The organism is Streptomyces sp. NPDC026672 (assembly GCF_040638185.1).
Taxonomy (GTDB): domain Bacteria; phylum Actinomycetota; class Actinomycetes; order Streptomycetales; family Streptomycetaceae; genus Streptomyces.
In genome coordinates this window covers 54,772-78,674 of record NZ_JBEZXS010000037.1, presented here as the reverse complement: position 1 = coordinate 78,674, position 23,903 = coordinate 54,772, and the positions used below count along the sequence as shown (strand labels likewise).

Below are 23,903 nucleotides of genomic sequence, written 5' to 3'. Positions count from 1 at the left end.
CGCTCCGCTCGCGCTCTTCCATGACGTAGTACTACTTCCGCAGCTCGATGACGGTCTTGCCGATGCGGATCGGGGCGCCCAGCGGGATCGGCGTGGGAGTCGTGAGCCGGGACCGGTCCAGGTAGGTGCCGTTGGTGGATCCGAGGTCCTCGACGATCCACTGGCCGTCGCGGTCGGGGTAGATCCTGGCGTGGCGGCTGGAGGCGTAGTCGTCGTCCAGCACGATGGTGGAGTCGTGCGCGCGGCCCAGGGTGATCGTCTGCGACTGGAGGGCCACGGTCGTACCGGTCAGGGTGCCTTCGGTCACGACCAGCTTGGAGGGGGCGTTGCGCCGCTGGCGCCCGCCGCTCTGCTGGGCGCGCTGCTGCGGCGGGGGCGCGGCCTGCTGCCGAGCGGCCTGCTGGCCCCGCCCGGCCTCGCGGCGCGACCCGCGCTGGGTGACGCGCGTACCGAACAGGTCGCTGCGGATGACCTGCACGGCCACGATCACGAACAGCCACAGTACGGCCAGGAAACCCAGCCGCATGACCGTGAGGGTCAGCTCTGACATTGCCCCCGCTTCACCCTTCGGCTTGCCTATAGATAACGGTGGTGCTGCCCACGACGATCCGCGAGCCGTCGCGGAGCGTAGCGCGGGTGGTGTGCTGTCCGTCCACCACGATGCCGTTGGTGGATCCGAGATCCTGGATCGTCGAGGGCGTTCCGGTCCGGATCTCGCAGTGCCGGCGGGAGACGCCGGGGTCGTCGATCCGCACGTCGGCCTCGGTGCTGCGGCCCATGACGAGGGTCGAACGGGAGATCTGGTGGCGGGTGCCGTTGATCTCGATCCAGTAGCGGGTGCGTCCGCCGCTCGTGGGCGCGGCCGGGGGCCGCTGGGGGGAGGCGGGCTGCGGATAGCCGTAGCCGCCCTGCCGGGCGCCGGGGGGCGGCGCGGACGGCATGGGGGGAGCCGCGGCGGGTCCGGGCTGCGGATAGCCGTAGCCGCCCGGGGCGGCGCCCTGGCCGGGGCGTCCGGGCGGGGCGGCGGCGGGCGCGGCCTGCTGGCTGCTGGAGGAGGCGAGGGTGCGGCTGCGCACCCGGTAGAGGCCGGTGTCGAGGTCCTCCGCCTTCTCCAGGTTGACCTTGATCGGGCCCATGAACGTGTAGCGCTGCTGCTTGGCGTAGTCGCGGACCATGCCGGCCAGCTCGTCGCCGAGCTGGCCCGAGTAGGGGCTGAGGCGCTCGTGGTCGGGCGCGCTGAGCTCCACGATGAAGTCGTTGGGGACGACGGTCCGGTCGCGGTTCCAGATCGTCGCGTTGTTGTCGCACTCCCGCTGGAGCGCTCCGGCGATCTCCACGGGCTGGACCTCGGACTTGAACACCTTGGCGAAGGTGCCGTTGACCAGACCTTCGAGACGTTGCTCGAACTTCTTCAGGACTCCCATGGGGCACCTCCTCCATCGTTGCCGTACTGCCTGCCGTACCGCTGTTGTTCCGTACTGCCCTGCCTGGTACTGCCTGGTACTGCTTACTGATCGTATCCACGCACCCGGCAATGAGCCGGTTCCCCCAGCGACTCCCCTTCGAACTCCTTGTGTCAAGGATCGTAGAGGCGGGTGAGGACAAGTGTCCCGCACCCGGACACCCACCCGGCCCGCCTCCGGGGGAGACGGGCGTCACCGGTACGAGGTTGATACGTGAACCGGTTCTCCTTGATACGTGACGGACGGGCCCGGGACCTCGGAAACAAGCGATGTGAATCCACCGTCTCCGGCGTGCTAATCTTCTGCATGTCGGAAGGGGCCAGCCCGAGAGGGTCGGGACCGGAGGACACACCCAATGCGCGGGTGGCGGAATAGGCAGACGCGCTGGATTCAGGTTCCAGTGCCCGCAAGGGCGTGGGGGTTCAACTCCCCCCTCGCGCACAGAGGCAACGGGCCCATCGTGAAAACGATGGGCCCGTTGTCGTATGTAGGGTTCCTACGACATCCGGTGGCTGTCCGGTGGTGTCGGTCACGTCCGGATCATCCGTGCACCGGGGTGCGTGCGTGAGGTATCTCACGAAGATGGCCGGTGGGGGACGAGTTCGCGGGCGTGGTGTGCACATGCGGAGAGTTGTCCACAGGGTCTGACGGGATATCGACGGCGGCTGTACGGTCGGCACGAGTTGATGTTCGGGCGGGCATGCGGGTGGACGGGGGTGGCGGTCGTGACGGCCGAGGTCGGAGCGGGGGCGGACGAAGGCGCCGCGGGCGGGACGGGACGCAGGCTGCCGCAGGTGCGGGGCTTCGCGCGCCGGCCGCACCAGGGGTCGCCGAAGGACGAGGGGAAGGCGCTGCGGGCGAGCGTGCCGCGCTCGGCGCACGACGCGCTGGACGTCGACGGTTCCCGCCCGGACGCGGTGGGCGCGGTCGTGGAGTCCAACCGGGGCCGCATTCCGGAGCTGACGCCGATACGGGTGGGCAGGATGGCCGCGTCCCCCTTCGCGTTCCTGCGCGGCGCGGCCGGGCTCATGGCCCACGACCTGGCGCGCACCCCCATGACCAGGATCGGCGCCCAGCTGTGCGGCGACGCCCACGCGGCCAATTTCGGTCTGTACGGCGACGCCCGCGGCGACCTGGTGATCGACCTGAACGACTTCGACGAGACCGTGCACGGCCCCTGGGAGTGGGACCTCAAGCGGCTGGCCGCCTCGCTGGTGCTGGCCGGCCGGGAGGCGGGCGCCGACGAGGACACCTGCCGCAAGGCGGCGCACGACGCGGCGGGCGCCTACCGGCGCACGATGCGACTGCTCGCCAAGCTCCCCGTGCTGGACGCCTGGAACGCCATCGCGGACGAGGAACTCGTCTCCCACACCGACGCCCACGATCTGCTGGGCACCCTGGAGCGGGTCTCGGAGAAGGCGCGCGCCAACACCAGCGGCCGGTTCGCCGCGAAGTCGACGGAACCCGCCGAGGAGGGCGGCCGGCGCTTCGTCGACGCCCCGCCGGTGCTGCGGCGCGTCGGGGACGCGGAGGCGGCGGCGGTCGCGGCGGCGCTGGAGGAGTACGTGACGACGGTCTCCGAGGACCGCCTGCCGCTGCTGGCCCGGCACGCGGTGCACGACGTGGCGTTCCGGGTCGTCGGCACCGGCAGCGTGGGCACGCGGTCCTACGTCGTCCTGCTCCTGGACCACCGAGGTCAGCCGCTGGTGCTCCAGGTGAAGGAGGCCCGGCCGTCGGCGCTGGTCCCGCATCTGGCGACGGCCGGCTTCGACACCCCGCCCGTCGCCCACGAGGGCAGGCGGGTCGTGCTGGGGCAGAAGCGCATGCAGGTCGTCAGCGACATCCTGCTGGGCTGGACGACGGTGGACGGCCGGCCCTTCCAGGTGCGCCAGTTCCGCAACCGCAAGGGCAGCGTCGACCCGGCCGCCCTCGCCGCGGACCAGGTCGACGACTACGGGCGGATGACCGGCGCGCTCCTGGCCCGCGCCCACTCGCACAGCGTGGACCCGCGCCTGATCGCCGGGTACTGCGGCAAGAACGAGGAACTGGACGAGGCGATCGCCGGCTTCGCCGCCCGCTACGCCGACCGCACGGAGGCGGACCACGCGGAACTGGTCACGGCGGTGCGCCAGGGCCGGATCGCGGCGGAGATGGGGGTCTGACGAGGGCGGGCCGGGGGGTGTGCGGGCAGCGGTGAGCGGCGACGGCGAGGGGAGGGCGGCGCGGCGGGCGTGTCGGTCGTCGCGGACGGGGTTCGGGCCGTGGCCTAGGCTGGTCGGGTGACGACCCCGGAAGCTGAGCAGTCCGAGACGCCGCGGCCCGAGGAACGGCTGGAACGGGCCGTGCGGGCCGCCGAACAGGCCCTGATCGAGTTCGAGATCGCGGTGGAGACCTTCCGCGTCGAGGTCGAGAACTTCTCCCGGCTGCACGAGCAGAAACTCGGCCCGATGTACTCGCGGCTGGAGGAGCTCGACGCCCGGATCGCGGAGGTGAAGGCCGCCCGCAGCGGCGACCCGGAGGACATCCGGCTCGCCGAGGAGGCGCGGGCCCGGGTCATGCCCATGCCCGGCGTTGAGGAGCTGATGCACGGCTGGATGGACGGGCACGGCCTGTATCCGGAGGCCGTCGCGATGCTCACCGACCAGCCGGTGCGGCCCCCGCAGCGAGTGCGCCCCGGTGAGGAGGCCCGCCGCCTCTACCGCGAGCTGGCCCGCAAGGCGCACCCGGACCTGGCGCAGGAGGAGGCCGAGCGGCAGCGGCGTGAGGAGTTCCTCACCCGTGTCAACGCCGCCTACGCCCGCGGCGACGAGGTGCTGCTGCGGGAGCTGGCCGAGGAGTGGGACGCGGGCCCGGCCCCAGCCGAGCGGCCCCCGAGCCCCAGCGAGGAGCTGTACGCCCGCCTCGAATGGCTTTCTGAGCGCAAGGAACTGCTCACGATGGTCGCGCGCGAGCTGGAGAACAGCGCGATCGCCTCGATGCTGCGGCTGGCCCCGGACGACCCGGACAGCCTGCTCGACGAGATCGCCCTCCGGCTCCAGTCCGACGTGCTGGAGCGGGAGATGCGGCTGGCGGAGCTGCTGACGCAGGAGTAGCCGAAGCGGGTCCCGGCAACGGGATCACCTCGGCCGCCCGTTCGGGTAGCGTCGGGGACATGAGTTTCGGAGCTGGTGTGCCCACGGTCGAGGTCGCGGACCTCAAGGACGACGACTTCCTGCTGGACGTCCGCGAGGACGACGAGTGGCAGGCGGGCCACGCCGCAGGGGCCCTGCACATTCCCCTCAGCGAGTTCGCGGCCCGCTACGGCGAGCTGACCGAGGCCGCCCCGCAGGACGGCCGGATCCATGTGATCTGCCGCTCGGGAGGCCGCTCGGCGCAGGTGACGATGTACCTCGCCCAGCAGGGCGTTGACGCGGTGAACGTCGACGGCGGCATGCAGGTCTGGCAGGCGGCCGGCCGCCCCGTCGTCACGGACGGGGGAGAGCCGGGGCACGTCCTCTAGCTCCCGCCGGCTCCCGCGTTCTGCCCGCCCCTCAGGTGGGAGGCAGGCGGCGTTTTCAGCGGTCGAAGTCCAGTTCCACCGTCTCCGTCACCGGGTGGGACTGGCAGGCCAGCACATAGCCGGCCTCCGTCTCCTCCGCCTCCAGGGCGAAGTTGCGGTCCATGCGGACCTCGCCCGTCACCAGGAACGCGCGGCAGGTGCCGCAGACGCCGCCCTTGCAGGCGTAGGGGGCGTCCGGGCGGTTGCGCAGGACCGTCTCCAGGAGCGATTCGCCCTCCCGCACGGGCCAGGTGCCGCCGCGGCCGTCCAGCCGGGCGGTCACGGTGCTGTGGGCGGGGGCCGTGACGGCGGCCGCCGGTGCCGGGCTCCCGTCGACGTGGAAGATCTCCTCGTGGATCCGCTGCCGTCCGACGCCCAGGCCGCGCAGCGCGCGCTCCGCGCCCTCCACCAGGCCGTGGGGCCCGCACAGGAACCAGCCGGCCACGTCCACCACCGGCAGCAGCGCGGGCAGCAGACCCGTCAGCCGTTCCCGGTCCAGCCGGCCCGAGGGCAGGCCCGCCTGCTGTTCCTCCCGTGAGAGCACCGTGACCAGCTGGAACCGCTCGGGGTGGCGGTCCTTCAGGTCGGCGACCTCCTCCAGGAACATCGTCGAGGCGGCCGTGCGGTCGCTGCGTATCAGACAGAACCGGGCCGTCGGCTCGCGCTCCAGCAGGGTCGAGGCGATCGACAGCACGGGGGTGATGCCGCTGCCGCCGACGATCGCCGCGTACAGCCCCGGTGCCGGGTCCAGGGTGAAGCGGCCGGCCGGGGTCATCACCTCCAGCTCGTCGCCGACGTTGATCTCCTTCAGCGCGTACGGGGAGAAGGCGCCGCCCTCCACCAGGCGCACCCCGACCCGCAGGACGGCCGGACCCGTGCCGTCGGGGCCGGGTGCCGGGGAGCAGATCGAGTAGGTCCGCCGGACGTCCTCCCCGCCCGTGCGGCGCCGCAGGGTGAGGTGCTGTCCGGGGGCGTGCCGGAACTCCTCGCGCAGGGCCGGGGGGACGGTGAGGGTCAGGGCCACGGAGTCGTCGGTGATCCGGTCGACCGCGGCCACCGGGAGCGTGTGGAAGCGGGCCATTCACAGCTCCTTGAAGTGGTCGAACGGTTCACGGCAGGACAGACAGCGCCGCAGGGCCTTGCAGGCGGTGGAGGAGAAGCGGCTGAGCAGCTCCGTGTCGGCCGATCCGCAGTGCGGGCAGCGGACCGGGTCGGAGACGTCCTGGGCGTGGGTCTCCCGGGCGTGGGCGTCCACGGCGGTGCGGGTGCGGCCGAGGGTGAGGGTCACCGGTCCGGGGGCGCGGTGGGGGCGCGGGGGAGCGATGCCGAACTCCCGTAGTTTGCGCCGCCCTTCGTCGGTGATGTCGTCGGTCGACCAGGCGGGGGTGAGCACCGTGCGCACCGTGACCTCGCACAGGCCGCCGTGCTCGCGCAGCACCCGCTCGATGTCCAGGGACATGGCCTCGACGGCCGGGCAGCCGGTGTAGGTCGGGGTCAGCTCGACCTCCGCCTCCACTCCGGCGGAGTCGGCGCCGCGGACGTGCACCGCGCGCACCACGCCCAGTTCGGCGAGGGTGAGCACGGGCAGCTCGGGGTCGGGCACCGAACCGGCGAGCGCGAGGAGTTCCGCCTCCAGCGGGGTGGTCGTCGTCACCATGTCGCCCCCGGGTGGCTGCGGTGCAGGTGCTGCATCTCGGCGAGCATCCGTCCGAACGACTCGGTGTGCAGGCCCTGCCGGCCGGCGCCCGCGGTCCAGGCGCCGGTGCGCGGTCCCTCGGGCAGGGGCAGGGTGGCGCGGCGCAGGATGTCGCCCACGGACTCCAGCCAGACCGCCTCCATGCCGGATCGGTCGACGTCCAGGCCCTCCACGGGCTGGAACAGTTCGCCGGTGAACCGCCACAGCGCGTCGCACGCGCGGGCCATGCGCTCATGGCTGACGTCCGTGCCGTCCCCGAGGCGCAGTGTCCACTGCTCGGCGTGGTCGCGGTGGTAGGCGACCTCCTTGACGGCCTTGGCGGCCAGCGGCGCGAACGGGCCGTCGCCCGCGGCCAGTTCGGTGTACAGCAACTGCTGGTAGGTGGAGAAGTAGAGCTGGCGGGCGATGGTGTGGGCGAAGTCGCCGCCTGGCTGTTCGACCAACTGGACGTTGCGGAAGGCGCGTTCCTCACGCAGATAGGCCAGCTCGTCCTCGTCGCCCGCCATGGACAGCAGTACCCGGGCCTGGCCGAGCAGGTCCAGGGCGATGTTGGCGAGGGCGACCTCCTCCTCCAGGACGGGGGCGTGGCCCGCCCACTCCCCCAGGCGGTGGGAGAGCACCAGGGCGTCGTCGCCGAGGGACAGCGCGGCGGTCGTGGGCACGGTGGCGGTCACAGGTGCTTCACCCCCTCCGGGATCTCGTAGAAGGTCGGGTGGCGGTAGGGCTTGTCGGCGGCGGGCTCGAAGAAGGGGTCCTTCTCGTCGGGCGACGACGCGGTGATCGCGGCGGCCGGGACGACCCAGATCGAGACGCCCTCGCCGCGCCGGGTGTAGAGGTCGCGGGCGTTGCGCAGGGCGAACTCCGCGTCCGGGGCGTGCAGGCTGCCGGCGTGGGTGTGGGAGAGGCCGCGGCGGGAGCGCACGAAGACCTCCCACAGGGGCCAGTCGGTGTTCGTCATGCCTGCGCTCCTCCGATCGCGCCGGTGCCTGCCCCGGCCGTGTGCTTGGCCGCGTAGGCCGCGGCGGCCTCCCGCACCCACGCGCCCTCGTCGTGGGCGGCGCGGCGCTGGGTGATGCGTTGTTCGTTGCAGGGGCCGTTGCCCTTGAGGACCTGGTGGAACTCGGTCCAGTCGATCTCCCCGAAGTCGTGGTGCCCGCGCTGCTCGTTCCAGCGGAGGTCGGGGTCGGGGAGGGTGAGGCCGAGGGATGCGGCCTGGGGGACGCAGATGTCCACGAAGCGCTGTCGCAGGTCGTCGTTGGAGTGGCGCTTGATCTTCCAGGCCATCGACTGCGCGGAGTTGGGCGAGGCGTCGTCGGGCGGGCCGAACATCATCAGGGACGGCCACCACCAGCGGTCGACCGCGTCCTGGGCCATCGCGTGCTGCTCCGGGGTGCCGTTGCTCAGGGCCAGCAGCAGTTCGTACCCCTGGCGCTGGTGGAAGGACTCCTCCTTGCAGATGCGGACCATCGCGCGGGCGTAGGGCCCGTAGGAGCAGCGGCACAGGGGGACCTGGTTGGTGATCGCGGCGCCGTCCACCAGCCAGCCGATCGCGCCGACGTCCGCCCAGGTCAGGGTGGGGTAGTTGAAGATCGACGAGTACTTCTGGCGGCCCGAGTGCAGCTTGTCGAGCAGTTCGTCGCGGCCCGTGCCGAGGGTTTCGGCCGCGCTGTAGAGATACAGGCCGTGGCCCGCCTCGTCCTGGACCTTGGCCATGAGGATCGCCTTGCGGCGCAGCGAGGGCGCGCGGGTGATCCAGTTGGCCTCCGGCTGCATGCCGATGATCTCGGAGTGGGCGTGCTGGGCGATCTGCCGGACCAGCGTCGCGCGGTAGGCGTCCGGCATCCAGTCGCGGGGTTCGATGCGCTCGTCCGCGGCCACGGCGGCGTCGAAGGCGCGCTCGTACGCCGCCGTGTCGGCGGTGTTCCCCGCGCCGTACCCCTCCGCGGGGTCTGTGCGGTGCGCGGCTGCTGTGGTCATGCGGGTCCCCCTGACCTCGGGCTCTGTCCGATCCACTGTCCCGACCGATCGTTCGGTCCGTGCGATTCCATGGTGAGCGAGCCGCCGCGGGGTGTCAATCTCTGTGGACAACCAGGGGGACGACCTGTGGACAACTCGTGGAGCCTCGGCGCGGGGCCGCCGGCCGCGGGGGTGGCCGCGGGCGTCTCACCTGCGGTGACCGTCGAGTGGGGTGGCGGAGTGGTGACGACCACGTGGGCGGGGCGCCGTTCGGGGCTGCGCCCGGCGGGCGGGGCTGAGTACCGTTCCGTGCGAGCGCGCGCAACGGGGTGCGCGCGCCGGACCGGCCGGCGCCCCCGTCGCGGGGTGACCGGACGAGGCAGCGGGATCGGGGAACGGCGGAATGGACGCGTACGACGAGGACCCGGTCGCACCGGTCGCACCGGAAGGGGTGGACGGGGCGGCGACCGAGGTGCGTCGGCAGCGGGACCCCGACGCCGACGGGCGACGTCCGGCCGGGATTCCCGGGCCCTCGACTCCGCCTCCGGCCGAGGACGACCGGCCGGAATCCTCGCCGGTTCCGGGGGGCTCCGCAGCTGGGGGCGGGCGGGACGATGCCGTCCCGGAGGCCGGACCGCCGGGTGCCGGGTCCTTGCGCGTCCCGGATGAGCTCGGCCTTCCTTCCGTGCCGGAGGGCGGGGCCGGGCGGTCGGGGGTGGCTGGGCTTTCGCTTCGGTATCAGGTCGGTGCCGCTCTGGCGCTCGCCCTCGTCGCCGTCGCCGTCTGTGTGCACCTCGGGATGGTGTTTCTGAGCGTGGCGCCGGCGAACACCGTGACCGAGCAGCACGGCAGGGCGATCGAGGACTGGGTGTACCCGGAGTTCGAGCAGAACTGGCGGCTGTTCGCGCCCAACCCGTTGCAGCAGGACGTGGCGATACAGGTCCGCGCCGAGGTCCGGCTGCCGGACGGCGGGATCGAGACCACCGGCTGGACCGATCTGTCCGCCCGCGACGGGGAGGCCGTCGACGGGAGCCTGCTGCCGAGCCACACCGAGCAGAACGAGCTGCGCCGCGCGTGGGAGTTCTTCACCTCCACCCACGGCGCCGACAACCGCCCCGTCGGTCTGCGCGGCACGCTCTCCGAGACCTATGTGCGCCGGATCGCCGTGATGCGCATGTACCGGGACGACCCGATCAGCCGCCGGGGCACGATCGACAGCGTCCAGGTCCGCGCCGAGACCACCAACGTGCCGCCGCCCCCGTGGAGCGACGAGAAGGTGTCCGACAAGCCGGAGTACCGGGTGCTGCCCTGGTGGACGGTCACCCCGGCCGAAGCGGCGAGGAGCGTCAGGTGAACCGGCTCGCGCTCTCGCTCTCCCGCGGCATCACGCGCGTCACCGACGCGGCCCTCGGCCCCTACCAGACCGCCGTGATCCGCATCGGCTTCGCCGGGACCTGGCTGCTGTTCCTGCTGCGCGAGTTCCCCCACCGACAGGAGCTGTACGGCCCCGACGGCCCCTGGGCCTGGGGCCTCGCCCGGCGGCTGACCGAGGACAACCACGCCTTTACGGCGCTGCTGTGGTCCGACGGGCAGTCCTGGTTCGAGTTCTGCTACCTGCTCGCCGTGGTCTCCAGCCTGCTGCTCCTGCTGGGCTGGCGCAGCCGTACGACCTCCGTGCTGTTCATGGCCGGCGTGCTCTCCCTCCAGAACCGCAGCGTCTTCATGGGCGACGGCGGCGACAACGTGCTGCACCTCATGGCGATCTACCTGGTGTTCACGCGCTGCGCCCAGGTGTGGTCCCTGGACGCGCGGCGGGCCGAGCGCGCCGAGGCGGCACGGGCGCGGGGGGAACGGGCCACCGACCGGGTCGGCCCGCTCCTGTGGGTGGTCCTCGGCCTGGCACTCGTCGTGGCGACCCTGACCGGCCGGTTCGGCGGCGGGTCCGTCGTGCCCGTGCTGATGTGGGCGGTGTGGGCGGGATGCGCCCTGTGGTGGGCGGTGGGCCGTCGGCCGCGCGCGGACGAGCCCCGGATCCTGCTGGACGTCGTCGCCAACGTCCTGCACAACGGCGCCCTGCTCGTGATCATGGCCGAGGCGTGTCTGATCTACGCCACCGCGGGCTGGTACAAGATCCAGGGCTCTCGCTGGCAGGACGGCACCGCCGTCTACTACCCGCTGCACCTGGAGTCCTTCTCGCCCTGGCCCGGCCTCGCCGACCTGCTGTCCTCCAACGGCACGCTCGTTTTGCTCGTGACCTACGGGACGGTCATGGTGCAGGTCGCCTTCCCCTTCACGCTGTTCAACCGGCGGGTCAAGAACGTCCTGCTGGCCGCGATGATCGTCGAGCACGTGGCCATCGCGATCGTGCTGGGGCTGCCGTTCTTCTCGCTGGCGATGATCGCCGCGGACTCGGTCTTCCTGCCGACGTCGTTCCTGCGCCGGATCGGCGAACGCGCGGGACGCGCGCGCGGGCGACTGCTCGGGCGGCTGCCCGGCCGCCGGGAGCGCGTCGGGACGGTGCCCGCGCCCCGCGCGCACGAGGACGATGAGCCCGCGCGCGTAGGCTTCACGGCATGACCGACCCGTTGATCCGCTGGGGCGAGGCCGTCGGCACCGGTGTCCTGCTCGACGGGTTCCACGCCCTCAAGCACGCCCTGCGCTTCGGCGCCGAGGTGCCGGTGGCGGTCACCACCGACCGGCGCGCCGCGCTCGCCCTCGCCGGGGAACTCGCCCCGGACCTGGGCGACACCCTGGACGCGCTGCTCACCGAGGTCGCACCGGCGGTGTACGCCTCCCTCGTGCCGCGCCCGCATCCCACGGGCGTCGCCGCGCTGGCCGTACGGCCCTCCCGCGCGGCCCAGTTGCGGACGCTGGCGCGGATGCCCCGCAGCACCCCGGTCGTGGTCCTCGACAACCCGCGCAACCTCGGCAACGCGGGCGCCGTGATCCGGCTGGCCGCCGGTTTCGGGGCGACCGGGGTCGTCACCACCGGCACGCTCGACCCCTGGCACCCTACCGTGGTGCGCGGCGGGGCCGGGCTGCACTTCGCGACCGCCGTGGAGCGGCTGGACGTCGACGAGCTGCCCCCGGGTCCCGTGTTCGCCCTCGATCCGGAGGGCGAGGACGTCCGGGGCACGAAGCTGCCCGACGACGCCGTGCTGGCCTTCGGTTCGGAGCGCAGCGGGCTGTCGCCCGAACTGCGCGCGCGGGCCGACCGGCTGCTCGCGCTGCCGATGCGCCCCCAGGTCTCCAGCTACAACCTGGCCACCAGCGTGGCCATGACGCTGTACCACTGGAGCGTCACCGGGGGCGCGGCGCTCGTTCCCTAGGCGTGCTTGCGCACCTCGACCACCCGGAAGCGGTTCGCGACGAACGCGGCGTCGCACAGGGCGGCGTTGGCCGCCGGGTTGCCGCCCGAGCCGTGGAAGTCGGAGAAGGCGGCGGTCTGGTTGACGTACACCCCGCCGGTGAGGTTGAGGGACAGCTGGGCGGCCTCCTCCAGGCAGACCTCGCGGACCGCGTCCTCGACCTCCGGGTCGGTCGTGTAGGCGCCGACCGTCATCGCGCCCTTGTCGCGCACCGTGCGGCGCAGCAGTTCCACGGCGTCGGACACCGAGTCGACCGCGACGGCGAAGGAGACCGGGCCGAAGCACTCGCCCATGAAGGCCGCCTCGTCGTCCGGCTTGGTGCCGTCCAGCTTGACGATCACGGGCGTGCGCACGACCGCGTCCGGGAAGTCCGGGTGGGTGACCTCGCGGGAGGCGAGGGCGACCTCGCCGAGGCCGGCCGCGGCTTCCAGGCGGGCCTTGACGTCCGGGTTGACGATCGCGCCGAGCAGGGCGTTCGCGCGGGTGTCGTCGCCGAGCAGGCCGGCGACCGCGCGGGCGAGGTCGCCGGCCACCTCGTCGTACGTCTTGGGGCCCTCGTCGGTGCGGATGCCGTCGCGGGGGATCAGCAGGTTCTGCGGGGTCGTGCACATCTGGCCGCTGTAGAGCGACAGCGAGAAGGCCAGGTTGGCGAGCATGCCGCGGTAGTCGTCCGTCGAGTCGACGACCACCGTGTTGACGCCGGCCTTCTCGGTGTAGACCTGCGCCTGGCGGGCGTTGGCCTCCAGCCAGTCGCCGAAGGCGGTGGAGCCGGTGTAGTCCACGATGCGGATCTCGGGGCGGGTGGCCAGCGTCTTCGCGATGCCCTCGCCGGGCCGCTCGGCGGCGAGCGCGACCAGGTTCGGGTCGAAGCCGGCGTCGGCGAGCGTCTCGCGCGCGACCCGCACGGTGAGCGCGAGCGGCAGCACCGCGCGCGGGTGGGGCTTGACCAGGACGGCGTTGCCGGTGGCCAGGGAGGCGAACAGGCCCGAGTAGCCGTTCCACGTCGGGAAGGTGTTGCAGCCGACGAGCAGCGAGATCCCGCGCGGGACGGGTGTGAAGCTCTTGGTCATGCTGAGCGGGTCGCGCTTGCCCTGGGGCTTGACCCACGCGGCGGTGTCCGGCGTGCGGGTCTGCTCCGCGTACGCGTAGGCCACCGCCTCCAGGCCGCGGTCCTGCGCGTGGGGGCCGCCCGCCTGGAACGCCATCATGAACGCCTGGCCGCTGGTGTGCATGACCGCGTGGGCGAACTCCATGGTGCGGTCGCTGATCCGCTTGAGGATCTCCAGGCACACCACGGCCCGGACCTCGGGGCCCGCGTCCCGCCAGGCGGTCTGGCCGGCCTTCATGGCGGGCAGCAGCGTGTCGACGTCCGCGTGGGGGTACGTCACGCCCAGTTCGATCCCGTACGGCGACAGCTCGGCGCCCACCCAGTCGTCCGTGCCGGGCTGGTCGAGGTCGAGGCGGGTGCCGAGCAGGGCGTCGAAGGCGGCCTTGCCGTCCGCGAGGCTCAGGCTGCCGTTCTCTCCGTACGCCTTGGGGTGTTCGGGGTGGGGGGACCAGTACGCGCGCGTGCGGATCGTCTCCAGCGCCTGGTCGAGAGTGGGCCGGTGCCTGGCGATCAGGTCGGGCGCGGTCGGTGCGGCCATGCGGGACCAACTCCTCGTCTCAGGAACTCTTCGTCGAGCTCATGACCTGGGAAGAATCAGGGGCGGAAACAGCGAGTCAGAGTTAGAGTAACCGAACGATCGGTCGGGACAAGGGGGTCCGCCGCATCTGTGGACAGCGTCGTGCGGGAGGATCACGCACATGACAGCACTTGACCTCAGCAGCCCCGTGGCCGTCGTCGGCACCGGCACCATGGGCCAGGGCATCGCCCAGGTCGCGCTGGTCGCGGGCCACCCCGTGCGGCTGTACGACGCCGTGCCGGGGCGGGCAGGGGAAGCGGCCGACGCGATCGGCGCCCGGCTCGACCGGCTGGTGGACAAGGGCCGCCTCGCCGCCGCCGACCGGGACGAGGCCCGCGCGCGGCTGACGGCCGCCGAGGACCTGGCGGGACTCGCCGACTGCGGCCTCGTCGTCGAGGCCGTCCTGGAGCGGCTGGAGGCCAAACAGGAGCTCTTCCGGGCGCTGGAGGACGTCGTCGACGACGACTGCCTGCTCGCCACCAACACCTCGTCCCTCTCGGTGACGGCCATCGGGGGCGCCCTGCGCAACCCGTCGCGCTTCGTGGGCCTGCACTTCTTCAACCCGGCCCCGCTGCTGCCGCTCGTGGAGGTCGTCTCCGGGTTCGCCACCGACGTCACCTCGGCCACGCGCGCGTACGAGATCGCACGCGCCTGGGGCAAGACGCCGGTCGCCTGCGCGGACACCCCCGGCTTCATCGTCAACCGCATCGCCCGGCCCTTCTACGCCGAGGCGTTCGCGGTGTACGAGGCGCAGGCCGCCGACCCGGCCACCATCGACGCCGTGCTGCGCGAGTGCGGCGGCTTCCGGATGGGCGCGTTCGAGCTGACCGACCTCATCGGGCAGGACGTCAACGAGTCCGTCACCCGCTCCGTGTGGCAGTCGTTCTTCCAGGACGTCCGCTTCACGCCGGCGCTCTCCCAGCGCCGGCTCGTCGAGTCCGGCCGCCTGGGCCGCAAGACCGGGCACGGCTGGTACGACTACGGCGACGACGCCGAGCCGGCCGAGCCGCACACCGCGGAGAAGGAGCAGCCGCCCGCGTACGTCGTCGCCGAGGGTGATCTCGGCCCGGCGTCCGAACTCCTCGCCCTGATCCGCGAGGCGGGCATCCCGGTCCGGCCCGAGGAGGAGGACCACGGCACCCGGCTGGTGCTGCCCAGCGGCGGCCAGCTTGTCCTCGCGGACGGCCAGACCTCCGTGGAGTTCCGCGACGTCGTCTACTTCGACCTCGCGCTCGACTACCGCAGGGCCACCCGCGTCGCCCTGTCCGCCTCCCAGGACACCTCGCCGCTCACCCTCGCCGAGGCCACCGGCCTCTTCCAGGCGCTCGGCAAGGAGGTCAGCCTCATCGGCGACGTCCCCGGCATGATCGTCGCCCGTACGGTCGCCCGGATCGTGGACCTCGCGCACGACGCCGTCGCCAAGGGCGTCGCCACCGAGGAGGACATCGACACGGCGATGCGCCTCGGGGTCAACTACCCGCTCGGCCCGTTCGAGTGGAGCCGCAGGCTCGGCCGCGGCTGGGCCTACGACCTCTTGGACGACCTGCACCTGCGCGACCCCTCGGGCCGCTACGCGCCGTCCCTCGCGCTGTACCGCCACGCGTACGCCACCGACAAGCGGGAGGGCAGCACCTCATGACGACCGTCAGGCGGGACACCTACACCCCCGAGACCCTGCTGTCGGTGGCCGTCCGCGTCTTCAACGAGCGCGGCTACGACGGCACGTCCATGGAGCACCTGTCCAAGGCGGCCGGCATCTCCAAGTCGTCGATCTACCACCACGTGGCCGGCAAGGAGGAGCTGCTGCGCCGTGCCGTCAGCCGGGCGCTCGACGAGCTGTTCGCGATCCTCGACGAGGAGCACGCGCGCGGGGGGCGGGCCGCGGACCGCCTGGAGTACGTCGTGCGGCGCATGGTCGAGGTGCTCATATCCGAGCTGCCCTACGTGACGCTGCTGCTGCGGGTGCGGGGGAACACCGACACCGAGCGCTGGGCGCTGGAGCGGCGGCGCGAGTTCGACCACCAGGTGGCCGGGCTGCTGCGGGCGGCCGCCGCCGAGGGGGACGTCCGCGACGACGTGGAGGTCCGCCTCGCCACCCGGCTGGTCTTCGGGATGATCAACTCCATCGTGGAGTGGTACCGGCCCGACGGGCGGGGCGGCAGCGCGCGCGAGGTGGCGGACGCGGTGGTGCGGCTGGTGTTCGCGGGACTGCGCCGGGACTGAGCGGACCGCTGGTGGACCGGGCGGACTGCTGGTGGACCGGGCGGACCGCTCCGGGACCGAGCCGACCCTCCGGCTCCGGGGATCAGCCCTCCGGCTCCAGGTCCTCCTCCTCGAAGACCAGCAGCGTGCGGGTGCTGAGCACCTCCGGGATCGCCTGGAGCCGGGTGAGCACCAGCTCGCGCAGCGCCCGGTTGTCGGGCGTGTGCACCAGGAGCAGCACGTCGAAGTCGCCGCCCACCAGGGCGATGTGCGAGGCGCCCGGCAGCTGCCGCAGGTGCTCGCGCACGGTGCGCCAGGTGTTCTGGACGATCTTCAGGGTGATGTACGCCGAGGTGCCCTGACCCGCGCGCTCGTGGTCGACGCGGGCTCCGAAGCCCCGGATCACGCCGTCCTCGACGAGGCGGTTGATGCGCGCGTAGGCGTTGGCGCGGGAGACATGGACGCGTTCGGCGACGGAGCGTATCGACGCGCGGCCGTCCGCCTGGAGTATCTGGAGGATGTCCTGATCAATGGCGTCCAGGGGACGCGGGGGCGGTATCACCACACCGCTCCCGGCGCCCTCGGCCATTTGTTCAGGTGCCATGTCCCCCTGCCTCCCTACCATGGACGTACTGCGGTCATTTGAAGCTGTGGAGAACCGTTTGTCCACAGCCTGAGGGCGCCTGTAGCCAAATTGTGCCGACGACCGAACAATCGGTAGGGAGGCGCCTCACCGTCGACGCGCCTCCCGTAGCCACCCCCATGAGGAGGTGCCCGTCATGACGGTCATGGAGCAGCGGGGCGCGTACCGGCCATCGCCGCCGCCCGCCTGGCAGCCCCGCACGGACCCCGCGCCGCTGCTGCCCGACGCCGAGCCCCACCGCGTCCTCGGCACGCAGGCCGCCGCGCAGGCCGACCCGGACCTGCTGCGCCGGCTGTACGCACAGCTCGTGCGCGGCCGCCGCTACAACACGCAGGCCACCGCCCTCACCAAGCAGGGCAGGCTCGCCGTCTACCCCTCCAGCACCGGCCAGGAGGCGTGCGAGGTCGCCGCCGCGCTCGCCCTGGAGGAGCGCGACTGGCTCTTCCCCAGCTACCGCGACACCCTCGCCGTCGTCGCGCGCGGCGTCGACCCCGTCGAGGCGCTCACCCTGCTGCGCGGCGACTGGCACACCGGCTACGACCCCCACGAGCACCGGGTCGCCCCGCTCAGCACCCCGCTCGCCACCCAGCTCCCGCACGCGGTCGGCCTCGCCCATGCGGCCCGCCTCAAGGGCGACGACGTGGTGGCGCTTGCCATGGTCGGCGACGGCGGCACCAGCGAGGGCGACTTCCACGAGGCGCTGAACTTCGCCGCCGTCTGGCAGGCCCCCGTCGTCTTCCTGGTGCAGAACAACGGCTTCGCCATCTCCGTGCCGCTCGCCAAGCAGACCGCCGCGCCCTCCCTGGCCCACAAGGCCGTCGGGTACGGCATGCCGGGCCGGCTGGTCGACGGCAACGACGCCGCCGCGGTGCACGAGGTCCTCACCGAGGCCGTGCGGCACGCACGCGCGGGCGGCGGCCCGACGCTGGTGGAAGCCGTGACGTACCGCATGGAGGCGCACACCAACGCCGACGACGCCACCCGCTACCGGGGCGACGCCGAGGTCGAGGCGTGGCGCGACCACGACCCGATCCTGCTCCTGGAGCGCGAACTGACCGGACGCGGACTGCTCGACGAGGACGGCGTCGCCGCCGCGCGCGAGGACGCCGAGACAATGGCCGCCGGGCTGCGCGAGCGCATGAACCGGGACCCGCGGCTCGACCCGATGGACATCTTCGCCCATGTGTACGCGGAGCCGACCCCGCAACTGCGCGAGCAGCGGGAGCTGCTGCGCGCCGAGCTGGACGCGGAGCAGGAAGGCGGTCACCGATGACCACCGTGGCCGTCAAGCCCGCCACCATGGCCCAGGCCCTCACGCGCGCGCTGCGCGACGCGATGGCCGCCGACCCCGCCGTGCACGTGCTCGGCGAGGACGTCGGCACGCTCGGCGGTGTCTTCCGGATCACCGACGGACTGGCCTCGGAGTTCGGCGAGGAACGCTGCACCGACACGCCGCTGGCCGAGGCGGGCATCCTCGGCACGGCCGTCGGCATGGCGATGTACGGGCTGCGCCCGGTCGTGGAGATGCAGTTCGACGCCTTCGCCTACCCGTCGTTCGAGCAACTCGTCAGCCATGTCGCCAAGATGCGCAACCGCACGCGCGGGAAGATGCCGCTGCCCCTGACCGTCCGGATTCCCTACGGCGGCGGCATCGGCGGCGTGGAGCACCACAGCGACGCCTCCGAGGCGTACTACATGGCGACCCCGGGGCTGCACGTCGTGACGCCCGCGACCGTCGCCGACGCCTACGGGATGCTGCGCGCCGCGATCGCCTCCGACGACCCGGTCGTCTTCCTGGAACCGAAGCGGCTGTACTGGTCGAAGGACACCTGGAACCCGGACGACCCGACGGCCGTTGAACCGATCGGACGCGCGGTGGTGCGGCGCTCCGGCCGCAGCGCCACGCTCATCACGTACGGGCCGTCCGTACCGGTCTGCCTCGAAGCCGCCGAGGCCGCCCGCGCGGAGGGCTGGGACCTCGAAGTCGTCGATCTGCGCTCACTGGTGCCGTTCGACGACGAGACGGTCTGCGCGTCGGTGCGGAGGACCGGGCGCGCGGTCGTCGTGCACGAGTCGGGTGGGTACGGCGGGCCGGGAGGGGAGATCGCCGCCCGGGTCACGGAGCGCTGCTTCCACCACCTGGAGGCGCCGGTGCTGCGTGTGGCCGGGTTCGACATCCCCTATCCGCCGCCGATGCTGGAACGGCATCATCTGCCCGGCGTCGACCGGATCCTGGACGCGGTGGCGCGTCTGCAGTGGGAGGCCGAGGGCTGATGGCACAGGTGCTGGAGTTCAAGCTCCCCGACCTGGGGGAGGGGCTCACCGAGGCGGAGATCGTCCGCTGGCTGGTGGAGGTCGGTGACGTGGTCGTCGTCGACCAGCCGGTCGTGGAGGTCGAGACGGCCAAGGCGATGGTCGAGGTGCCGTGCCCCTACGGGGGCGTGGTCACCGCGCGCTTCGGCGAGGAGGGCACGGAACTGCCCGTGGGTGCGCCCCTGATCACCGTGGCGGTGGGCCCGGCGGACGACTCCGGCGACCCCGGCACCCCCGAGCAGACCGAGGGCTCGGGGAACGTGCTGGTGGGCTACGGCACGGGTGCGCCACCGGCGAGGCGCCGCAGGGTACGGCCGACACCGCTGGGATCGAACGGCGGTCCGGCGACGGGCGGCGGCTCCGTGCCGGGCGCCTCCGTGACGGACGGCGCCTCCGTGGCGAACGGGAGCTCCGCGGCACGTGGCGCCTCCCTGGCGGACGGGAGCGTGGGGCGTGGTGCCCAGGCGGTTGCCGAGGGGCCCGTACCGGTCATCTCGCCGCTGGTGCGGAGGCTCGCGCGGGAGAACGGCGTGGACCTGCGGCGGCTGACGGGATCGGGACCCGACGGACTGATCCTCCGCGTGGACGTCGAGGACGCCCTGCGGGCCGGCGCGGCGAGGACGGCGACGATCTCCGCCCCCGTGGCAACACCGGCGCCGGCCCCCGCACAGGTCGCGGCACCCCCGGTGACCCGGCCCGGCCTCGCGGACACCCGGGTCCCCCTCAAGGGCATCCGCGGTGCCGTCGCCGACAAGCTCTCGCGCAGCCGGCGCGAGATCCCGGACGCCACCTGCTGGGTGGACGCCGACGCGACGGAACTCATGCGCGCGCGGGCGGCGATGAACGCGGCCGGGGGCCCGAAGATCTCCGTCCTCGCGCTGCTCGCCCGGATCTGCACGGCCGCCCTGGCTCGGTTCCCCGAACTCAACGCCTCCGTCGACACCGAGGCCCGCGAGATCGTCCGGTTCGGGCACGTGCACCTCGGTTTCGCCGCGCAGACCGACCGCGGACTGGTCGTCCCCGTCGTGCGGGACGCGCACGGACGGGACGCCGAGGGCCTGACGGCGGAGTTCGCGCGGCTGACCGAGTCCGCGCGCGCCGGAACCCTGACCCCCGGGGAACTCACCGGCGGCACCTTCACGTTGAACAACTACGGAGTGTTCGGCGTGGACGGCTCCACCCCGATCGTCAACCACCCCGAGGCGGCCATGCTCGGCGTCGGCCGCATCGTCCCCAAGCCGTGGGTGCACGAGGGCGAGCTGGCGGTCCGGCAGGTCGTCCAGCTCTCGCTCACCTTCGACCACCGGGTCTGCGACGGCGGCACGGCGGGCGGCTTCCTGCGCTACGTGGCGGACTGCGTGGAACAGCCGGCGGTGCTCCTGCGCACCCTGTGACGCACGGCATAATCTCCCGGACCCCCTTCGCGGGGCGTACGGGGGTATGGCGGTGATCCTTCTGCGGCCATACTCGGAGGGTGACTGCTCACGACGGGTCCGCCGGACCGGGGGCCGGCGTGCCCTACGACGCCGTGGTGCTGGCCGGCGGTGCCGCCCGGCGGCTCGGCGGGGCCGACAAGCCCGGTGTACGGGTAGGCGGGCGCCCGTTGCTGGACCGGGTGCTCACGGCGTGCGTGTCCGCGCGCACGACCGTCGTCGTGGCCGACCCCCGGCCCACCGCCCGCCCGGTGCGCTGGGCGCGTGAGGAGCCCTCCGGCGGCGGACCGGTCGCCGCGCTCGACGCGGGACTGCGGCACACCACGGCCGCGTACGCGGTGGTGCTCTCGGCCGATCTGCCCTTCCTCGAACCGGCCACGGTGGAGCGGCTGTTGACCGCTCTGCACGACACCGGCGCACAGGCCGCGCTGCTCACCGACGCGGACGGCCGGGACCAGCCGCTGGTGGCGGCCTACCGTACGGCGGACCTCCGCCGCGTACTGACCACCCTCGCCGAGGGATCACCGCCCCGGCTCGCCGGTCTCCCGCTGCGGCGGCTGGTCGCACTGCTCGACATCACTCGTGTCCCGGACCCCGTCGCCGGCTTCGACTGCGACACCTGGGACGACATCGCCAACGCCAGGGCACGGATCAGGGAGCATGGGCACGTGTTGGATGAATGGATCTCCGCAGTCAAGGACGAGCTGGGCATCGACCTGGACGTCGACACCGGCGTGCTGCTCGACCTCGCGCGTGACGCCGCCCACGGAGTGGCCCGACCGGCCGCGCCGCTGACCACCTTCCTCGTCGGCTACGCCGCGGCGAAGGCGGAGGGCGGTCCCGAGGCGGTCGCCGCGGCGGCCCGCAAGGCCGCCGCGCTCGCGCTGCGCTGGGAGGAAGAGAACGCTCCCGGGGACGGCAGCGAGAAGCCCGGACCGGGTCCGGACGCCGGATGACCGCCCGCGGCATCCGGGCCGGCGGGCCCGCCGAGGACGCCGACGACCTCGATGTGGAGGAGGCGCTCGCCCTCGTGAGGGAGAACAGGCAGGACAGGGGACGCCGACAGCTCGGCGAGCCGGGCCAGGGCCAGGGCCAGGGCCAGGACCGCGGTGCGGGCGGTCAGGTGCCCGCACCCCAGGGCGGCAGCGACCGCCACCACGCCACACCCTGGCCCCAGGCCCGGGACATCGCCGCCCGCGCCGCCCGGTCCGGGGCCCGCCGCCCGCCCGTCCCGGTGCCGCTCGGCGACGCCCTCGGCCTCACCCTGGCCGCCCCGCTCGACGCGCTCACCGACCTCCCGTCCTTCGACACCTCCGCCATGGACGGCTGGGCCGTCGCGGGCCCCGGCCCCTGGGACGTGCGCGACCAGGGCGTCCTCGCCGGGCACGCCCAGCCCGAGCCGCTGACGGACGGCGAGGCCGTGCGCATCGCGACCGGCGCCCGGGTCCCGGCGGACGCCACGGCCGTACTGCGCAGCGAGCACGGCCGCGTCGACACCAAGGGCCGGCTGCACCCCGCCCTCCCCCAGTCCGCGGCCGCCGCCGGACCCGTCCACGGCCAGGACATCCGCCCGCGCGGCCAGGAGTGCCGCGTCGGCGACCAGCTGCTGCCCGTCGGCACCCTGGTGACCCCCGCCGTGCTGGGGCTCGCCGCGGCCGCCGGGTACGACAGCGTCACCGCGGTCCCCCGCCCCCGCGCCGAAGTGCTCGTCCTCGGCGACGAGTTGCTCACCGAGGGACTTCCGCACGACGGGCTGATCCGGGACGCCCTCGGCCCGATGCTGCCGCCCTGGCTGCGTGCGCTCGGCGCCGAGGTGATCGCGGTGCGCCGGCTCGGCGACGACGCGAAGGCCCTGCACAAGGCCGTCACCTCCTCCGATGCCGACCTGGTCGTCACCACGGGCGGTACGGCGTCGGGACCGGTCGACCATGTGCACCCGATACTGCGGCGGATCGGTGCGGAACTCCTCGTCGACGGCGTGCGGGTCCGCCCCGGACACCCCATGCTGCTGGCCCGCACCAAGGAGAACCAGCACCTCGTCGGCCTGCCCGGCAACCCGCTCGCGGCCGTCTCCGGTCTGCTCACCCTCGCCGAGCCGCTGCTGCGCACCCTGGCAGCGCGTCCGGCGCCCGAGCAGTACGCGCTGCCGCTGCTGGACGCGGTGCAGGGGCATCCGCACGACACCCGGCTCGTCCCGGTGATCCTGCGCGGCGACGGCGCGCTGCCCCTGCACTACAACGGTCCGGCGATGCTGCGCGGGGTCGCCGCGGCCGACGCGCTGGCCGTCGTACCGCCGGGCGGTGCGCGCCAGGGGCAGGAGACCGAACTCCTCGACCTGCCGTGGGCGACGGCCGGGATCGGGGTGTGTTTCACGTGAAACTTCCGGGCCATGACGCCATTGCCCGTCAGGCGGACGAGCATCTGGTGACCCATCGGGTGAAACTCCCGAAGAAAGTGGTGGAGCGGCCGATCCGGCAGGTCGTCAAACGCCTGATGATGGCCCTGCTGGTGCTCGTCGCCACCGCGATGATCGTGTACGTGGAGAGCGACGGCTACACCGACAACTCCGACGGCTCGGTGGATCTGCTGGACGCGTTCTACTACGCGACGGTCACCCTCTCCACCACGGGATACGGCGACATCACCCCGGTCAGTGACGGCGCCCGGCTCACCAACATCCTCGTCATCACGCCCCTGCGCGTGCTGTTCCTGATCATCCTGGTCGGCACCACGCTGGAAGTCCTCACCGAACGCACCCGTGAGGAATGGCGCCTGAACCGCTGGAGGTCCACCTTGCGTGACCACACCGTCGTCATCGGGTTCGGTACGAAGGGGCGGTCGGCGATCCAGACCGTCTGTGCGACGGGGCTGCCGAAGGAGCAGGTCGTCGTGGTCGACCCCAGCTCCAAGGTGATCGAAGCGGCGACGGCCGAGGGGTTCGCGGGTGTTGTCGGGGACGCCACGCGCAGTGACGTCCTGAAGCGGGCCGAGGTGCACAAGGCACGGCAGATCATCGTGGCCCCGCAGCGCGACGACACCGCGGTCCTGGTCACGCTGACCGCGCGGCAGCTCAACCGCGGCGCGAAGATCGTGGCGGCGGTGCGCGAGGAGGAGAACGCGCCGCTGCTCAAGCAGTCCGGCGCCGACGCGGTCATCACCAGCGCCAGCGCGGCCGGGCGGCTGCTCGGGCTGTCGGTGCTCAGCCCCGCGGCGGGCATGGTCATGGAGGACCTGATCCAGCAGGGCAGCGGTCTCGACCTGATCGAGCGGCCGGTGGTCAAGGCCGAGGTGGGCCGCAGCCCGCGCGAGGCGGACGACCTGGTGGTGAGCGTCGTGCGCGGGCACCGGGTGCTCGGCTACGACGATCCGGCGATCGGCAGCCTCCAGCTTGCCGACCGGCTCATCACCATCGTGCGGGCCACCCCCGGCACCCAGGTCGCCCCGGACCTCCGCCCGATACCGCAGGCCCAGCGCACCCCGGACGCGGGTGCCTGACACGGGGTGACTGACACGGGGTGACGCGAAGCGGGTGACCGATGAGGGTCCGTGGCGTACCGGGGCGGTGGCGTACCGGGCAGGCGTCGTAGGGAACCCGCGCGGTCCCGG

At 73.0% G+C, this 23,903-nt stretch carries 23 protein-coding genes and 1 tRNA gene; 15 read left to right on the top strand and 9 right to left on the bottom strand.

Annotation, left to right across the window (positions count from 1 at the left end):
• Positions 1 to 31 precede the first annotated feature (31 nt).
• Together AB0F77_RS32925 and AB0F77_RS32920 are read right to left on the bottom strand one after the other, a co-directional pair.
• Positions 32 to 550: an FHA domain-containing protein gene (locus AB0F77_RS32925; RefSeq protein ID WP_361955347.1), complete on the bottom strand. Its 519-nt coding sequence runs from the start codon at positions 548 to 550 to the stop codon at positions 32 to 34.
• A 10-nt stretch (positions 551 to 560) separates the two neighbouring features.
• Positions 561 to 1,424 carry a DUF3662 and FHA domain-containing protein gene (locus AB0F77_RS32920; RefSeq protein WP_361955346.1) on the bottom strand — a complete coding sequence of 288 codons (864 nt, stop codon included), beginning with the start codon at positions 1,422 to 1,424 and terminating at the stop codon, positions 561 to 563.
• Positions 1,425 to 1,820: 396 nt separating this feature from the next.
• Here AB0F77_RS32920 and AB0F77_RS32915 point away from each other — a divergent pair.
• The 4 genes from AB0F77_RS32915 (at position 1,821) to AB0F77_RS32900 (ending at position 4,962) form a co-directional block, all read left to right on the top strand.
• Positions 1,821 to 1,904, top strand: a tRNA-Leu gene (locus tag AB0F77_RS32915).
• Positions 1,905 to 2,149: 245 nt separating this feature from the next.
• Complete coding sequence (locus AB0F77_RS32910) at positions 2,150 to 3,625, top strand: DUF2252 domain-containing protein (protein WP_361955345.1); 1,476 nt, start codon at positions 2,150 to 2,152, stop codon at positions 3,623 to 3,625.
• 117 nt (positions 3,626 to 3,742) lie between these two features.
• The gene (locus AB0F77_RS32905; RefSeq protein WP_361955344.1) at positions 3,743 to 4,555 is read left to right on the top strand and encodes a hypothetical protein; all 813 of its coding nucleotides are present in this window, start codon (positions 3,743 to 3,745) and stop codon (positions 4,553 to 4,555) included.
• A 77-nt stretch (positions 4,556 to 4,632) separates the two neighbouring features.
• The gene (locus AB0F77_RS32900) at positions 4,633 to 4,962 is read left to right on the top strand and encodes a rhodanese-like domain-containing protein (RefSeq protein WP_361955352.1); all 330 of its coding nucleotides are present in this window, start codon (positions 4,633 to 4,635) and stop codon (positions 4,960 to 4,962) included.
• Positions 4,963 to 5,017: 55 nt separating this feature from the next.
• On the opposite strand, the gene AB0F77_RS32895 is transcribed toward AB0F77_RS32900, so the two are convergent.
• From AB0F77_RS32895 to paaA, 5 genes are read right to left on the bottom strand one after another with little or no spacing between them, the layout of a single operon-like run.
• Positions 5,018 to 6,082: a 2Fe-2S iron-sulfur cluster-binding protein gene (locus AB0F77_RS32895; RefSeq protein WP_361955343.1), complete on the bottom strand. Its 1,065-nt coding sequence runs from the start codon at positions 6,080 to 6,082 to the stop codon at positions 5,018 to 5,020.
• Positions 6,083 to 6,658 carry a 1,2-phenylacetyl-CoA epoxidase subunit PaaD gene (gene paaD, locus AB0F77_RS32890; protein ID WP_361955342.1) on the bottom strand — a complete coding sequence of 192 codons (576 nt, stop codon included), beginning with the start codon at positions 6,656 to 6,658 and terminating at the stop codon, positions 6,083 to 6,085.
• Complete coding sequence (gene paaC / locus AB0F77_RS32885; RefSeq protein WP_361955341.1) at positions 6,652 to 7,371, bottom strand: 1,2-phenylacetyl-CoA epoxidase subunit PaaC; 720 nt, start codon at positions 7,369 to 7,371, stop codon at positions 6,652 to 6,654. Before paaC ends, paaD begins: the two co-directional genes overlap by 7 nt.
• A complete protein-coding gene (paaB, locus tag AB0F77_RS32880) occupies positions 7,368 to 7,655 on the bottom strand; it encodes a 1,2-phenylacetyl-CoA epoxidase subunit PaaB (protein ID WP_189311452.1) in 288 nt (95 codons plus the stop codon). Before paaB ends, paaC begins: the two co-directional genes overlap by 4 nt.
• Positions 7,652 to 8,674: a 1,2-phenylacetyl-CoA epoxidase subunit PaaA gene (gene paaA / locus AB0F77_RS32875; protein WP_361955340.1), complete on the bottom strand. Its 1,023-nt coding sequence runs from the start codon at positions 8,672 to 8,674 to the stop codon at positions 7,652 to 7,654. The genes paaB and paaA overlap by 4 nt, the downstream gene beginning before the upstream one ends.
• A 382-nt stretch (positions 8,675 to 9,056) precedes the next feature.
• On the opposite strand from paaA, the gene AB0F77_RS32870 reads away from it, so the two are divergent.
• From AB0F77_RS32870 to AB0F77_RS32860, 3 genes are read left to right on the top strand one after another with little or no spacing between them, the layout of a single operon-like run.
• Complete coding sequence (locus AB0F77_RS32870; protein ID WP_361955339.1) at positions 9,057 to 10,007, top strand: DUF5819 family protein; 951 nt, start codon at positions 9,057 to 9,059, stop codon at positions 10,005 to 10,007.
• Positions 10,004 to 11,230, top strand: a complete 1,227-nt coding sequence (locus AB0F77_RS32865; RefSeq protein WP_361955338.1) for an HTTM domain-containing protein — start codon at positions 10,004 to 10,006, stop codon at positions 11,228 to 11,230. The genes AB0F77_RS32870 and AB0F77_RS32865 overlap by 4 nt, the downstream gene beginning before the upstream one ends.
• Entirely contained in the window at positions 11,227 to 11,982 is a 756-nt protein-coding gene (locus AB0F77_RS32860; RefSeq protein ID WP_361955337.1) for a TrmH family RNA methyltransferase, read from the top strand. The genes AB0F77_RS32865 and AB0F77_RS32860 overlap by 4 nt, the downstream gene beginning before the upstream one ends.
• Here AB0F77_RS32860 and paaN read toward each other — a convergent pair.
• Positions 11,979 to 13,667 carry a phenylacetic acid degradation protein PaaN gene (gene paaN, locus AB0F77_RS32855; RefSeq protein WP_361955336.1) on the bottom strand — a complete coding sequence of 563 codons (1,689 nt, stop codon included), beginning with the start codon at positions 13,665 to 13,667 and terminating at the stop codon, positions 11,979 to 11,981. The two genes, AB0F77_RS32860 and paaN, sit on opposite strands and share 4 nt — an antisense overlap.
• A 160-nt stretch (positions 13,668 to 13,827) precedes the next feature.
• Between paaN and AB0F77_RS32850 the strand changes: the two genes are divergently transcribed.
• On the top strand, positions 13,828 to 15,345 hold the full coding sequence (locus AB0F77_RS32850; RefSeq protein WP_361955335.1) for a 3-hydroxyacyl-CoA dehydrogenase: 1,518 nt from the start codon (positions 13,828 to 13,830) through the stop codon (positions 15,343 to 15,345).
• The gene (locus tag AB0F77_RS32845; protein WP_361955334.1) at positions 15,342 to 15,929 is read left to right on the top strand and encodes a TetR/AcrR family transcriptional regulator; all 588 of its coding nucleotides are present in this window, start codon (positions 15,342 to 15,344) and stop codon (positions 15,927 to 15,929) included. The genes AB0F77_RS32850 and AB0F77_RS32845 overlap by 4 nt, the downstream gene beginning before the upstream one ends.
• An 82-nt stretch (positions 15,930 to 16,011) precedes the next feature.
• On the opposite strand, the gene AB0F77_RS32840 is transcribed toward AB0F77_RS32845, so the two are convergent.
• Positions 16,012 to 16,512 (bottom strand): Lrp/AsnC family transcriptional regulator, encoded by a 501-nt coding sequence (locus AB0F77_RS32840; RefSeq protein WP_361955333.1) that lies wholly within the window; start codon positions 16,510 to 16,512, stop codon positions 16,012 to 16,014.
• A 175-nt stretch (positions 16,513 to 16,687) separates the two neighbouring features.
• Here AB0F77_RS32840 and pdhA point away from each other — a divergent pair, with 175 nt between their 5' ends.
• From pdhA to AB0F77_RS32810, 6 genes are all read left to right on the top strand, one after another.
• Positions 16,688 to 17,824 (top strand): pyruvate dehydrogenase (acetyl-transferring) E1 component subunit alpha, encoded by a 1,137-nt coding sequence (gene pdhA, locus AB0F77_RS32835; protein WP_361955332.1) that lies wholly within the window; start codon positions 16,688 to 16,690, stop codon positions 17,822 to 17,824.
• On the top strand, positions 17,821 to 18,825 hold the full coding sequence (locus tag AB0F77_RS32830; protein ID WP_361955331.1) for an alpha-ketoacid dehydrogenase subunit beta: 1,005 nt from the start codon (positions 17,821 to 17,823) through the stop codon (positions 18,823 to 18,825). The genes pdhA and AB0F77_RS32830 overlap by 4 nt, the downstream gene beginning before the upstream one ends.
• Positions 18,825 to 20,258: a dihydrolipoamide acetyltransferase family protein gene (locus AB0F77_RS32825; protein WP_361955330.1), complete on the top strand. Its 1,434-nt coding sequence runs from the start codon at positions 18,825 to 18,827 to the stop codon at positions 20,256 to 20,258. Before AB0F77_RS32830 ends, AB0F77_RS32825 begins: the two co-directional genes overlap by 1 nt.
• Positions 20,259 to 20,338: 80 nt before the next feature.
• A complete protein-coding gene (locus tag AB0F77_RS32820; RefSeq protein ID WP_361955329.1) occupies positions 20,339 to 21,253 on the top strand; it encodes an NTP transferase domain-containing protein in 915 nt (304 codons plus the stop codon).
• Positions 21,250 to 22,674 carry a molybdopterin molybdotransferase MoeA gene (locus AB0F77_RS32815; protein ID WP_361955328.1) on the top strand — a complete coding sequence of 475 codons (1,425 nt, stop codon included), beginning with the start codon at positions 21,250 to 21,252 and terminating at the stop codon, positions 22,672 to 22,674. The genes AB0F77_RS32820 and AB0F77_RS32815 overlap by 4 nt, the downstream gene beginning before the upstream one ends.
• Complete coding sequence (locus AB0F77_RS32810; protein ID WP_361955327.1) at positions 22,671 to 23,792, top strand: potassium channel family protein; 1,122 nt, start codon at positions 22,671 to 22,673, stop codon at positions 23,790 to 23,792. Before AB0F77_RS32815 ends, AB0F77_RS32810 begins: the two co-directional genes overlap by 4 nt.
• Positions 23,793 to 23,903 lie beyond the last annotated feature (111 nt).

Excerpts from the sequence above, each read along its gene's own strand:
- AB0F77_RS32895 (WP_361955343.1), bottom strand. The coding sequence starts at position 6,082 with ATGGCCCGCTTCCACACGCTCCCGGTGGCCGCGGTCGACCGGATCACC.
- AB0F77_RS32825 (WP_361955330.1), top strand. The coding sequence starts at position 18,825 with ATGGCACAGGTGCTGGAGTTCAAGCTCCCCGACCTGGGGGAGGGGCTC.
- AB0F77_RS32920 (WP_361955346.1), bottom strand. The coding sequence starts at position 1,424 with ATGGGAGTCCTGAAGAAGTTCGAGCAACGTCTCGAAGGTCTGGTCAAC.
- AB0F77_RS32845 (WP_361955334.1), top strand. The coding sequence starts at position 15,342 with ATGACGACCGTCAGGCGGGACACCTACACCCCCGAGACCCTGCTGTCG.
- paaB (WP_189311452.1), bottom strand. The coding sequence starts at position 7,655 with ATGACGAACACCGACTGGCCCCTGTGGGAGGTCTTCGTGCGCTCCCGC.
- AB0F77_RS32840 (WP_361955333.1), bottom strand. The coding sequence starts at position 16,512 with ATGGCACCTGAACAAATGGCCGAGGGCGCCGGGAGCGGTGTGGTGATA.
- paaA (WP_361955340.1), bottom strand. The coding sequence starts at position 8,674 with ATGACCACAGCAGCCGCGCACCGCACAGACCCCGCGGAGGGGTACGGC.
- AB0F77_RS32850 (WP_361955335.1), top strand. The coding sequence starts at position 13,828 with ATGACAGCACTTGACCTCAGCAGCCCCGTGGCCGTCGTCGGCACCGGC.
- AB0F77_RS32860 (WP_361955337.1), top strand. The coding sequence starts at position 11,227 with ATGACCGACCCGTTGATCCGCTGGGGCGAGGCCGTCGGCACCGGTGTC.
- AB0F77_RS32925 (WP_361955347.1), bottom strand. The coding sequence starts at position 550 with ATGTCAGAGCTGACCCTCACGGTCATGCGGCTGGGTTTCCTGGCCGTA.
- AB0F77_RS32815 (WP_361955328.1), top strand. The coding sequence starts at position 21,250 with ATGACCGCCCGCGGCATCCGGGCCGGCGGGCCCGCCGAGGACGCCGAC.
- AB0F77_RS32910 (WP_361955345.1), top strand. The coding sequence starts at position 2,150 with ATGTTCGGGCGGGCATGCGGGTGGACGGGGGTGGCGGTCGTGACGGCC.
- paaD (WP_361955342.1), bottom strand. The coding sequence starts at position 6,658 with ATGGTGACGACGACCACCCCGCTGGAGGCGGAACTCCTCGCGCTCGCC.
- AB0F77_RS32870 (WP_361955339.1), top strand. The coding sequence starts at position 9,057 with ATGGACGCGTACGACGAGGACCCGGTCGCACCGGTCGCACCGGAAGGG.
- AB0F77_RS32830 (WP_361955331.1), top strand. The coding sequence starts at position 17,821 with ATGACCACCGTGGCCGTCAAGCCCGCCACCATGGCCCAGGCCCTCACG.
- pdhA (WP_361955332.1), top strand. The coding sequence starts at position 16,688 with ATGACGGTCATGGAGCAGCGGGGCGCGTACCGGCCATCGCCGCCGCCC.
- paaN (WP_361955336.1), bottom strand. The coding sequence starts at position 13,667 with ATGGCCGCACCGACCGCGCCCGACCTGATCGCCAGGCACCGGCCCACT.